Consider the following 12,395-nt stretch of genomic DNA (forward strand, 5'->3'; position numbering starts at 1 on the left):
GAGAATAATGCAGATAACAAAAAAACAGGAAAGGAGGGGAGAAAAATGAGTGTCCAATCCAAGCATATTTTTGTCAACTTGCCGGTAAAAAATTTAGATCGGTCCAAAGCATTTTTCGAAGAAATGGGCTTTGGGTTTGATGAAGAGATGACAGATGAAAAAGGAGCCTGCATGATTATCGGGCCATCGATTTACGGGATGCTGCTGACTGAAGAGTTTTTCAAGAGTTTTTCAAAAAGAGAAATTGCGGATACCTCGAACAGTGCGGAAGTGATCACAGCTATTTCTGCAACCAGCAAAGATGAAGTGGATAGCCTGGTCAATGCTGCTTTCGCAGCAGGAGCTCAACAAGCCGGTGAAAAAATGGATGATGAATATATGTATCTCAAGAGTTTCAAGGACCTGGACGGGCATATGTGGGAAGTCCTCTATATGACTGAGGAAGAAACAAAATAAAGTAAAAAAAAGCATCTCGGAGAAAAATCTCCGGATGCTTTTTAAAGGTAGTCCGCATAACGCTTTTCAAGGTAGTTCTGCAAAATGGTCATCGCTGAACAGATCGCCCAGTAGATCAACGCCACCAAAATCAACATGGTCAATAAATCATATTCACGGGCGCCGACGATCCGCGCTTTCTGAAAAATCTCCGGAACGGTGATCATGGCAGCCAATGAAGAGGCTTTGATCAAATCCAAGTAGACATTCGATAAAGGCGGGACCGCAATCCGCACTGATTGCGGCAAAATGATCCGGCGCATCGATTGCCAATAGGTCAAGCCGAGTGCAGTGGATGATTCCCATTGCCCTTTATCGACTGAGGCAAGAGATGAACGGAATACTTCAGCGATATAAGCGGCGCTGTTGATGGTGAATCCGATCAAGGCGGCCTGTACGGCTGAAAATTCAATGCCGATGACCGGCAGGGCGAAATACAGCAAGAACAGGATCACCAGAATTGGAACACCTCGCATAAAGGAAATATACAGGCGTGCAGGAAATTGCAGAATCTGTAACCGCGATGTACGGGCGAGTGCCAGGAAAAAGCCGATGAATATGCCAAGAACCATACTGACTACGGAAATCAATAAGGTATAGCCGATTCCTTCCAGTACGTAGGGAAGGGATTCGATCGCCAATGCCGGGTCAAACAGCAATCCCCATTCGATATCATTCATCAGACAACCTCCTGCTTAATTTTCTTCAATGTCCGGTTTGACAGAGACATCCGCACCGCCGAAAAATTCTGCAGAGATTTCAGTGATCGTGCCGTCTGCAAGCATCTCTTCCAATGCTTTATTGACGTTATCGGCCAATTCGGTATTGTCTTTGTTCATAACGAGCCCAACTTCTGACGGAGCATATTTGATGTCAGGGTGAATGGTGATATTCAAGTCAGGAAAAGCTGCGACACCGAATGTGGATAGATAATAATCGTTCAGGATAACATCGGTACGGCCGATTGAAACATCGCGCAAATACACTTCGTTTGTGGCGTTGTCATAAGTTACTTCTTCTGCGCCGTATTCACGTGCAATTTCCATATAGATTGACGTAGAAGCACCTGCTGCTTTTTTCCCAGGAAGGTCTTCCAAACTTGCGATGCCGGACAAATCATCTTTTCTCACAACCGCAGTCCCATAGGAATGCTTGATCGGAGTCGAGAAGATAAACTCTTCCGCACGGTCTTCAGTGATTTCAATATCATTGGCTGCAATGTCAATTTGCCCTGTATTGACACTTGTCAGCATTTCATCAAATCCGATTTCAGTGAACTCAATATCAAGATCCAAACGTTCCCCAAGTTCCCGGACAACTTCCACTTCAAAACCCGTCAGTTCATCCGTCTCCGCGTCATGAAAAGATGTGGCCAATAGCGTCCCGGAAGTCGCAACAGTCAATGTTCCTTGTTCCTGAATTTCATCCCACGCGGTTTTCTTTTCTTCAGTTTGTGTTTCGTCATTGCCACAGCCTGCCAGCATAGCTACAGCAATGGCACTTGCAGCAAAAAATAAATTTCTCTTAGTTGAGTATGTATACACGTGTAAAGCCCCCTTAAATTTTCAATCCTTTATGAACATAGCATTTAAGTCTGGCAAGGGCAACGGGTTATGCTTAATATGTGTGAAAACTCTTTCGGTTTAACATATTAATGTTATGTAAACTAAATGAGTGCAGCCATTACGCTTTCAATTTCGCAGTAAATAAACTTGTTAACATGATGTCTAAGAGTGATGAAGGAGTAAACAGACTGCTTGGATAAATAGGTCAATTCTCTCCAATAAACTGTGGAATTCCATGTTAATTGCAGTTCACTGATTAACTTCAATAAAAAACCGGAAAGCATAAAGCTTTCCGGCATCCTAACTTATTTTTTCAATTTAATGACCAGTTCTTCATCTGGCGTGACGAATACGGTTTTCTGTTCAAAATAAATGACGAATCCAGGTTTTGAGCCATTCGGCTTTTTCACTTGGCGGACTTCAGTGTAATCGACCGGTACAGAAGAAGATTCACGTGCTTTGCTGAAGTAAGCAGCAATCGTAGCAGCTTCGAGTATAGTCGTTTCATCGGGATTGCTGTCATGGATGATGACGTGTGAACCCGGAATGTCTTTTGTATGAAGCCATGTATCGGATTTGGAAGCTACTTTGAATGTCACGTAATCGTTTTGCTTGTTGTTTTTGCCGACAGAGATTGGCGTTCCGCTAGAAGAAACATAGGCTTCTACAGAAGGCTTGGTCGGTTTTTTCTTTTTCTTTGATTTTTGAGCCTTCATAAACCCTTGCTCAGCGAGTTCTTCACGGATTTCTTCGATATCGGAAATGCCGGCTTGTTGGACTTGAGACATCAAGGTCTCGAAATACTCGATATCCTCTGTCGTTTTGTCGATTTGTTCCTGGGTTTTGACGACGGCTGTTTTCGCTTTCTGGTAGCGTGAATAATAACGCTGGGAATTGTCGATCGGCGTTTTCCGCGGATCCAACGTGATGGTGACTTTTTCATCGTTGTAATAATTGTCGACTTCGATTTCCTTCATGCCTTTGGTGATGCGGTGAAGGTTGGCCATGATCAATTCGCCATTTAATTGAAGCGTTTCACGTTTTTCAGCCTGATCCTGTTCTTTTTTCAATTTCTTCAGCTTCAGTTTCAACTTGGAAATTTCATTTTGCAGCCATCTTTCCAGATCCCCGGCCTGCTGTTTAACACGGTCGCGTTCGGCTTTTGCGTAATACATCCGGTCAAGCAGTTCACCAAGTGTCGGGAATTCCAGTCCTTCTTCTTGGATATGGGTCAACGGAGTGGCAGAGAAAAAGCTTTTGCCGCCATGTTCGACATAATAGCCTTGTGGCTGCTGTTTCAGGAAATCTGCCAGAAATGCTTCAGCAATTGCCGCCTTCTTGTCGGAAGTTTCCAGACGAAATGCAAGTTCACGCGCATTTAATGGAGAAAATCCGGAAAATTGGCTGACGATTTCTGTTGGCTCTGTAACCGCTAATTCCTCAGCAGCTTCGAACGGATCTTTTTTCTCCTGGGATGGAGGGAAGATATAGGGCTGGCCGGGAAGAATGGTGCGGAAAGAGTTGACGCTTGGGGGCAAATGTTTCAAACTGTCGAGAATCATCGTACGCTCCGCATCAATCAGGATGACGTTCGAATGCCGACCCATCATTTCGACGTGGAGTTCACGTTCGATGTCATCGCCGATTTCATTTTTTGCTTTGATCTTCAACATGATCAGGCGGTCCATCCCGTATTGCGAGATTTCGGTGATGACGCCGCCTTCGATGTGCTTGCGAAGCAGCATGCAGAACATCGGCGGTTCAGAAGGGTTGATGTTTGCTGCGGCCGTCAAGTGAATCCGTGAATAGGACGGATGGATGGAAATCAACAATTTATGGTTCTTTCCTTGGGCACGTATATGTAGAAGCAGTTCAAGCTGGTTGGGCTGATGAACTTTTGAAATTCTGCCGGTGACGAGCTGTTGAAGTTCGCTTGTCATCGATTTTGTAAATAATCCATCAAATGCCATTAAATATCCCTCTTTCAAATCGTTTTGTTCCATCTTATCATTTTCTCGGTGTATTATGATATAATAAGACAGTTAGTTAGAAAACGAAGAATAAGGTTCAGCAGAAAATGTCCGTGAAACAATCTGTGAAAAGCAGGAGAATTCAGTTCGATTTGCTGGATGCGAAAATGGAACGGCACATCGGGTGATCCGGTAACGGCAGAGCAGGAACCTGTAGTTCTGGCGTTTGAAAGAAAATGATGATGAGGCAAGTGAGGGATAAAATGAGAAACCAACGTGGACTGCTGATAGTCCTATCAGGGCCTTCGGGTGTTGGAAAAGGCACCGTAAGAAAAGAGCTGTTCTCACAGCCGGATACAAATTATGAATACTCCATCTCGATGACGACTAGAGCGCCACGGGAAGGGGAAGTTGATGAAGTCGATTATTTCTTCAAAACACGCAGTGAGTTTGAGGAATTGATCGAGCAGGATCAACTGCTCGAATATGCAGAGTTTGTCGGAAATTACTATGGGACACCACTTGAGTACGTCAACAAGATGCGCGATGCGGGTCGTGATGTATTTCTGGAAATCGAAGTACAGGGTGCTGCCCAGGTCCGTTCGAAAGTTCCGGATGGCCTGTTTATCTTTTTGGCGCCGCCGAGCCTGTCGGAACTTGAAGAACGGCTGGTCGGGCGTGGCACCGAATCGGATGACGTGATCGCTTCCCGCCTGCAAGCCGCGAGGCAAGAGTTGGAAATGATGAACTTGTACGATTATGTAGTCGAAAATGATGAAGTTGAAAATGCCTGTGACCGAATCAATGCCATCATTATTGCGGAGCATTGCAAACGTGAACGTGTTGAAAAACGATATTTTGATATGCTAAAGGAGAATGTCTGATGTTATACCCATCCGTTGATAAACTGAAAAGCCGAATTGATTCAAAATACTCGCTGGTTGCGCTTGCTTCTAAACGTGCACGCCAATTGCACGAACACGGTGATGAAAAATTGGATTCATATGTTTCTACTAAATCGGTCGGAAAAGCACTTGAAGAAGTAGCCGCCGGCGCTTTGACACAGGAAAAACAAGATGAATTTGCAGTATACGAAGACGAAATTTAACCATTAATCGCAACAGACGACTCCCAGAGCAAACTTGTTCTTTGGGAGTTTGTTGTTTAGAAAGGGTGTTTGAGTTGTTGGAGAATCGTAAAATCCTACTATGTGTCAGCGGAGGAATTGCCGTCTATAAAGCTGTGGCGCTTGTCAGCAAGCTTTCTCAGGCGGGAGCTTCCGTTAAAGTCATCATGACCCGTTCAGCACAGCAATTTGTGCAGCCGCTGACGTTCCAGGTCATGTCCAGAAACGATGTCTATACCGATACATTTGATGAGAAGGATTCTTCCGTCATCGCGCATATCGATCTTGCGGATTGGGCAGACCTGATCATTGTTGCGCCGGGCACAGCCAATGTCATCGGCAAATTGGCCGGCGGCATTGGTGACGATATGGTCACGACTACTTTGTTGGCAGCAACCGCTCCTATCTGGATTGCTCCGGCAATGAATGTCCATATGTACGACCATCCGGCAGTGAAACGCAACATCCAGCAGCTTCATGCAGACGGCATCCGTTTTATCGAACCTTCCGAAGGCTTTTTGGCCTGTGGCTATGTCGGCAAAGGACGCCTTGAAGAGCCGGAGAAAATCACAGAGCTCGTCAAAGGTTATTTTACGCGCGAGCATAAACTTGCTGGAAAAAAAGTCATTGTTACCGCTGGGCCGACACGTGAACGCATCGATCCTGTTCGGTTTCTGACCAATTTTTCAAGCGGCAAGATGGGCTATGCCATGGCAGGTGCTGCTGCGGAGATGGGAGCCGAAACCATTTTAATCAGCGGTCCCGTGTCATTGCCGGTGCCAAGCGGCGTTACCCGGATACTGGTGGAAAGTGCTGAAGATATGCTGCAGGCAGTCGAAGCGCATTACGACAGTTCAGATTACGTCATCAAAACGGCTGCTGTGGCTGATTACCGACCAAAAACAGTAGCTGATCGAAAAATGAAGAAACAAGAAGGCGGCTCGACCATCGTTCTTGAACGGACAGTCGATATCCTTCAACAGTTAGGCGAAAACAAGAAAAACCAGGTGTTGATCGGTTTCGCGGCCGAGACCAATGATGTTGGACAATACGCCAAAGATAAATTGGAACGTAAAAATGCAGATTATATTATTGCCAATGATGTAACAGAAGCACAGGCGGGCTTTGAATCGGATACCAATCGGGTGACAGTCTACGGGAAAAACGGCTTTGAACAAGCATTTGACATGATGTCCAAGCAGCAATTGGCCCGCCAATTGCTTGACTTGATTACGGAAAAGGAAAAACTGCATGATAGCTGAAGTCATTGTGGACGTAGCTGCCCATCCGATCGACCGCCCTTTTGATTATGCCATTCCAAAAGAAGTGGCAGTACTGGCAGAGCCGGGAATGCGTGTCAAAGTGCCTTTTGGCAACCGCAAAGTACTGGGGTTCATCACTAAGCTCAAAGAGACTTCAGAATTTGACCCGAAACGCCTGAAACCGATTCATGAGCTGATGGACGTGGTGCCGGTTTTAAATGAAGAACTGCTGAAGATGGCCCAATGGATGAAAGAGCAAACGGTTTGTTTTGAAATTGACGCGCTGCAGGTCATGGTGCCAGCAGCTTTGCGGGCAAAATACGAGAAGCGTTTTGTACTGAATGCACCGCTTGAAGAAATTGCAGCGCCTTTGCGCATTTATTTCGAAAAACGGCCTTTTATCCGGCTGCAGGACGCAGTGGACATATACAGTCTGCTGAAAAAAGAGATGGAAAAAGGCACAATCATTGCGGATACCGATATTCAACAGCAAACCGCTGTTAAAAAAGTCCGTATGATTCATATCTCTGACAGCATTGAAAAGCTGGAAGCCATTGAAATTCGTGCCAATGCCAAGCAACAGCTCAAGTTGATGGACTTTTTCCTGAGAAATGCAGGCCGCTCGATCGAATCTTCCCAACTTCAGAAAGAAGCGGAGGTTTCGCTGCCGACAATCTACAGCTTAGTGGAAAAAGAAGCCGCTCAGATTTCCAATATGGAATCGTACCGGGATCCGAAGCTGCTGACTGAAATCGAGCAAAAATCGTCGCTGCAATTGACCGGAGCCCAACAAATTGCTTTTGATTCGATTGAAAATGCATTGAATACACCGAAGACCTTTCTGCTGCATGGCATTACTGGCAGTGGGAAGACCGAAATCTATCTGCAGACCATCGACCAGGTGCTGAAGCAAGGAAAAGAAGCGATCATGCTGGTGCCGGAAATTTCGCTGACCCCTCAAATGACCATTCGCTTTAAAGAGCGTTTCGGAGACCAGGTCGCTGTTTTGCACAGTGGATTGTCGGCTGGCGAAAAATACGATGAATGGCGAAAAATCCAGCGGGCTGAAGTGAAAGTGGTAGTAGGGGCACGTTCGGCTATTTTTGCGCCTTTTCAGAATCTGGGTCTGATCATTCTGGATGAAGAGCATGAATCCAGCTATAAGCAGGACGATTCCCCACGCTATCACGCACGCGACATGGCCATTTGGCGCAGTGAATACCATAATTGTCCGGTTATTCTTGGCAGCGCAACGCCTTCATTGGAATCATATGCACGTGCACAAAAAGGCGTCTATGAATTGCTGGTACTGGAAAAACGGGCAAAAAACCAACCATTGCCCGATGTCCATATTGTGGATATGCGGGAAGAACTGCGCAACGGCAACCGGTCCATGTTTTCGGTGCAATTAGCGGATGCTATCCGCGACCGTCTGGAGAAAAAGCAGCAGACCGTATTGTTCCTCAATAAACGCGGCTATTCATCATTTGTGTTATGCCGGGATTGCGGAACGGTCATGCAATGCCCCAATTGTGATATTTCGCTGACTTACCACCGCTCAAGCGAAACGATGAAATGCCATTATTGCGGCTATGATGAACGCGTACCAAAAACCTGTCCGGAATGTGAAAGCGAGCATATTCGGTTTTTCGGAACCGGCACGCAGAAAGTCGAAGAAGAGCTGGCGAAAGTGGTGCCGGAAGCACGCGTTCTTCGAATGGATGTCGACACGACGCGCAATAAAGGTGCGCATGAGAAAATCCTGTCCGCTTTTGGCGAAGGCAAAGCAGACATCCTGCTGGGTACCCAAATGATCGCCAAAGGCTTGGATTTTCCGAATATCACATTAGTAGGTGTGTTGTCGGCGGATACTACTTTGCATCTGCCTGACTTCCGGGCGGCGGAAAAGACCTATCAATTGCTGACGCAGGTCAGCGGCCGCGCAGGGCGGGATATTCTGCCGGGGACGGTTTTTGTCCAATCCTATACGCCGGAACATTACGCCATCACATTGGCGAAAGACCAATTGTATGAGCCGTTTTATGAACAGGAAATGGCCATGCGCAGAGCGAGCGGTTATCCGCCGTATTACTATGTCGTCAACATCCAGTTTACGCATGAAGATTTAATGACAGTGGCTGAATATGCCGATCAAACGGTCCGTTATTTGAAGAGCCACTTGTCTCCCAATACCTTGATCATCGGGCCCTCAGCTTCCCTGATCGCCCGTGTCAACAATAGATATCGCTATCAATGTTTGATAAAATACAAAAAAGAACCGAAACTGACCGATACGATGCAGCAACTGATCAAAATCCATCGTACGGAATGGCTGAAAAAAGGCGCCACGCTGTCGATTGACATGAATCCGACATCGGTCATGTAAAAGAAAAGAGGAAATGAATATGTCTATTCGAATGGTAGTAAAACACCCGAACGAAGTATTGGAAACGAAATGTCAGCCGGTGACGGCTTTTGATAAAAAACTGGCGGCTCTTTTGGATGATATGCATGAAACGATGGTGGAATCGGATGGCGTCGGCATTGCCGCCCCTCAAGTAGGCGTAGCAATTCGTGCCGCGATCGTTGATTTCCGTGAAGGGCAGGATCCGATTGAAATGATCAATCCGGAACTGGTGCTATTTGAAGGTGCTGAAACCGATATTGAAGGCTGTCTCAGCTTCCCAGGGATTTTTGGGGAAGTGGAGCGCTATGATCACATCAAGATTAAGGCACAGGAACGCGACGGTTCCTGGTATGAGCTGGAAGCAGAAGGTTATGAAGCCCGCGCGATCCAGCATGAAATGGACCATTTGGACGGCGTCTTGTTTACCAGCAAAATAACAAAATATGTGACACAGGAAGAATTGGATGAAATGATCCGCCAGCAGGAAGAAGAGGAGGAACAGGTTTGACCAAAATCGTATTTATGGGAACCCCTGCCTTTTCCGCACCGATCTTGCGGATGCTCGTCGAAGAAGGCTATGAAGTCATTTCCGTCGTTACGCAGCCGGATCGGCCAGTCGGTCGCAAAAAAATTATGACGGCAACACCGGTTAAAGAAGAAGCGATGCGCCTTGGATTGCCGGTCTATCAGCCGGAAAAACTGAAAAATCCGGAAGAGCTTCAACATGTGTTGGATCTTGAAGCTGATTTAATTGTTACTGCAGCTTTTGGGCAGATTTTGCCAAGTGAGATTTTGGAAGCACCGAAACTTGGAGCCATCAATGTCCATGCGTCGTTGTTGCCGGCATACCGCGGAGGCGCGCCGATCCATCAAGCCATCATGGATGGCCAGAAAGAAACAGGCGTTACAATCATGTACATGGTGGACCGGTTGGACGCTGGCGATATCATCTCGCAGGTGGTCGTACCGATTGAAGAACGCGACCATACCGGCAGCATGTTCGACAAGCTGAGCATTGCTGGTCGTGATTTGTTGAAGAGAACGCTGCCGCCGATTATTGCGGGAACAAACGAACGCATACCTCAGGACGAACAGGCGGTTACTTATGCCCGCAATATTTCGCGTGAGCAGGAACGCATCGACTGGTCGAAGCCAGCTGCGGCCATCTATAATCAAGTTCGGGGATTGCATCCATGGCCAGTTGCTTACACAACGTTCAATGGAGCGAATATGAAAATCTGGTGGGCTGAAAAAACGTCATCAAATGCCAGCGGCCAAGCCGGCAAAGTTGTCGGCTTGACCGAAGACTCGATTTTGGTCCAGACCGGAGACGGCGTTTTGGCCATCACCGAATTGCAGCCGGCAGGAAAAAAACGCATGACGGCAAAAGAGTATTTAAAAGGACCTAAAATCCAGGCAGGAGATTTATTCGAATGAAAAATAAAAAACTTCAAGGCAACGTCCGCGATGCCGCATTCTCAATCCTATGGGCAGTGGAGAACAAGCAGGCTTACAGCAACTTATTGCTTCACCAGACGATTGAAAGCTATGGCATTGCAGCTAAAAACAGGGGCTTGCTGACGGAAATCACATATGGCACTCTCCAGCATCAAATGACACTGGATTATTACCTGGAACCTTACCTGAAAGGGAAAATCGAACCTTGGGTTAAAACCTTGCTGAGATTATCCTTGTACCAGATTGTCTACTTGGATCGGATTCCTGCACACGCAGTGGTCCATGAGGCGGTTGAAATCGCAAAACGCCGTGGACATGGCGGAGTGGCTTCTGTGGTCAATGGCGTTCTGCGTTCAGTTCAGCGCAATGGCGTCCGTTCGTTCAACACCATCAGTGACCCATACGAAAAGATTTCCATCGAAACGAGCCACCCAATCTGGATGATCAGACGTTGGGCAGAACAATTCGGTTTGGAAAAAACACGTGAAATGGCATTGGAAAACAACAAAACGCCATTGCAGACTGTCCGTGTCAACACCACCCGTGCCACAGTCGAAGAAGTGATTGAAATGCTTGAATCAGAAGAACTGGAGGCAGTGCCGAGTAAATTCATCCCGGAATGCCTGATTGTCACAAATGGCCAACCTGCCCGCACGGCTACATTCGAAAAAGGTTTTATCACCATCCAAGATGAAAGTTCCATGCTGCCGGCTTATGCCCTGCAGGTTGAACCGGACATGACCGTGCTTGATATGTGCGCAGCACCTGGCGGCAAAACCACCCACATTGCGGAAAAGATGAACAATAGCGGAACTTTGTATGCGCTTGATCTGCACGCACATAAAGTAAAGCTGATTGACGAAACAGCCAAGCGATTGGGCCACAAGGTCATTGAAACAGAAGTGGGCGACGGCAAGAAAAGCGTTGAACGTTTCGGTGAAGAAAAATTCGACCGCATCCTGGTGGATGCTCCGTGCAGCGGTTTGGGTGTCATCAAACGTAAACCTGATATTAAGTATACGAAAAAAGAAGAGGACTTCGCCCGTCTGCAGAAAATCCAACTCGAGCTGCTGGACCAGGCAGCCCGCCTATTGAAAGAAGGCGGCATACTGGTCTACAGCACCTGTACAGTGGATGCCATGGAAAACAGAGGGACAGCTGAACAGTTTTTGAAAGAACATCCTGAAATGGAGAAAATCCAGGCAGCCTTGCCTGCAGCCATGGGCATCAAGCATACAGGCTTTGTTCAGGTATTTCCGCAGGATTATGGAAGCGATGGTTTTTTCATCGCGGCTTTTCAAAAGACCCAGAAAACAGCAACAGCTTAAAGCAGGATAAGATTAGAATCGGGGTGTCATGATTTGTTTCGGTATGTGGTAGAAAGTGATACAGGTAGGATCCGTGAAGTAAATGAGGACAGTGTGGCGGTATTAAAACGCCCCGACGGCCTCCTATTGGCAGTCGTGGCGGATGGAATGGGCGGACATAAAGCCGGCGATGTTGCCAGCAAAATGACCGTCGATCAGCTCAGCCAGTATTTTCTGGAAGATGAGGCAATGTCGTTCCTGACGCTTGACAGCAAAAGAAAATGGCTTTCGGAACGTATTCAAACAGTCAACCGGCTGGTTTTTGAACATTCGTTGGCCAATCCGGAATGCAAAGGGATGGGCACGACGTTGATTGCGGCGCTGATTGATGACAAAGAAGGCATTCTATGCCATATCGGCGACAGCCGTGCTTACTTGATCAATGGCGGCATCAATCAGATTACACGAGACCATTCGTATGTCAATGTGCTGGTCGACAGCGGGGAAATCAGCCAGGAAGAAGCTGAAGAACATCCGAAGAAAAATTGGATTGTCCGGGCGCTCGGGACCGAGGCTGAGATTGAAAGGGAAATGATCAATTTCTCTTTTGATGAAGCCTCCTATCTATTGATTTGTTCAGATGGTCTCAGCAATAAAGTTTCGAAAGAGGAATTGGCTTCCATCGTCAGATCAACAGCTCCGCTTTCCCAGAAAGGGCAGGAGCTGGTCACTTTGGCCAATGATCTTGGAGGAGAAGATAATATTTCCTTGATTCTTCTGTACTCTGTGGATGAGGAGGTATAAG

12 protein-coding genes are annotated in these 12,395 nt (G+C 46.8%); 9 read left to right on the forward strand and 3 right to left on the reverse strand.

What is annotated here, in order from left to right; all coding sequences use genetic code 11:
• The first annotated feature begins 45 nt into the window (after positions 1-45).
• The gene (locus tag QMA01_RS02260) at positions 46-456 is read left to right on the forward strand and encodes a VOC family protein (protein WP_290184596.1); all 411 of its coding nucleotides are present in this window, start codon (positions 46-48) and stop codon (positions 454-456) included.
• Between the two features lie 41 nt (positions 457-497).
• Here the strand turns inward: QMA01_RS02260 and QMA01_RS02265 are convergent, their stop codons facing one another.
• From QMA01_RS02265 to QMA01_RS02275, 3 genes are all read right to left on the reverse strand, one after another.
• Positions 498-1,178 (reverse strand): amino acid ABC transporter permease, encoded by a 681-nt coding sequence (locus QMA01_RS02265; RefSeq protein ID WP_225218383.1) that lies wholly within the window; start codon positions 1,176-1,178, stop codon positions 498-500.
• 12 nt (positions 1,179-1,190) lie between these two features.
• A complete protein-coding gene (locus tag QMA01_RS02270) occupies positions 1,191-1,979 on the reverse strand; it encodes a transporter substrate-binding domain-containing protein (RefSeq protein WP_290184697.1) in 789 nt (262 codons plus the stop codon).
• Between the two features lie 386 nt (positions 1,980-2,365).
• Complete coding sequence (locus QMA01_RS02275; protein WP_191714023.1) at positions 2,366-4,030, reverse strand: Rqc2 family fibronectin-binding protein; 1,665 nt, start codon at positions 4,028-4,030, stop codon at positions 2,366-2,368.
• Positions 4,031-4,293: 263 nt separating this feature from the next.
• Here QMA01_RS02275 and gmk point away from each other — a divergent pair, with 263 nt between their 5' ends.
• From gmk to QMA01_RS02315, 8 genes are all read left to right on the forward strand, one after another.
• Positions 4,294-4,914 (forward strand): guanylate kinase, encoded by a 621-nt coding sequence (gmk, locus tag QMA01_RS02280; RefSeq protein ID WP_191714024.1) that lies wholly within the window; start codon positions 4,294-4,296, stop codon positions 4,912-4,914.
• Positions 4,914-5,138 (forward strand): DNA-directed RNA polymerase subunit omega, encoded by a 225-nt coding sequence (gene rpoZ, locus QMA01_RS02285; protein WP_142826599.1) that lies wholly within the window; start codon positions 4,914-4,916, stop codon positions 5,136-5,138. The genes gmk and rpoZ overlap by 1 nt, the downstream gene beginning before the upstream one ends.
• Positions 5,139-5,212: 74 nt before the next feature.
• Positions 5,213-6,418 carry a bifunctional phosphopantothenoylcysteine decarboxylase/phosphopantothenate--cysteine ligase CoaBC gene (gene coaBC / locus QMA01_RS02290; RefSeq protein ID WP_191714025.1) on the forward strand — a complete coding sequence of 402 codons (1,206 nt, stop codon included), beginning with the start codon at positions 5,213-5,215 and terminating at the stop codon, positions 6,416-6,418.
• Complete coding sequence (gene priA / locus QMA01_RS02295) at positions 6,408-8,804, forward strand: primosomal protein N' (protein WP_191714026.1); 2,397 nt, start codon at positions 6,408-6,410, stop codon at positions 8,802-8,804. Before coaBC ends, priA begins: the two co-directional genes overlap by 11 nt.
• Positions 8,805-8,823: 19 nt before the next feature.
• Positions 8,824-9,333, forward strand: a complete 510-nt coding sequence (gene def, locus QMA01_RS02300) for a peptide deformylase (protein ID WP_191714027.1) — start codon at positions 8,824-8,826, stop codon at positions 9,331-9,333.
• Positions 9,330-10,262 carry a methionyl-tRNA formyltransferase gene (fmt, locus tag QMA01_RS02305; RefSeq protein WP_290214214.1) on the forward strand — a complete coding sequence of 311 codons (933 nt, stop codon included), beginning with the start codon at positions 9,330-9,332 and terminating at the stop codon, positions 10,260-10,262. Before def ends, fmt begins: the two co-directional genes overlap by 4 nt.
• Complete coding sequence (gene rsmB / locus QMA01_RS02310; protein ID WP_290214215.1) at positions 10,259-11,611, forward strand: 16S rRNA (cytosine(967)-C(5))-methyltransferase RsmB; 1,353 nt, start codon at positions 10,259-10,261, stop codon at positions 11,609-11,611. Before fmt ends, rsmB begins: the two co-directional genes overlap by 4 nt.
• A 33-nt stretch (positions 11,612-11,644) precedes the next feature.
• Positions 11,645-12,394: a Stp1/IreP family PP2C-type Ser/Thr phosphatase gene (locus QMA01_RS02315; protein ID WP_290214216.1), complete on the forward strand. Its 750-nt coding sequence runs from the start codon at positions 11,645-11,647 to the stop codon at positions 12,392-12,394.
• Position 12,395 lies beyond the last annotated feature (1 nt).

The organism is Planococcus notacanthi (genome assembly GCF_030407825.1).
Taxonomy (GTDB): domain Bacteria; phylum Bacillota; class Bacilli; order Bacillales_A; family Planococcaceae; genus Planococcus; species Planococcus notacanthi.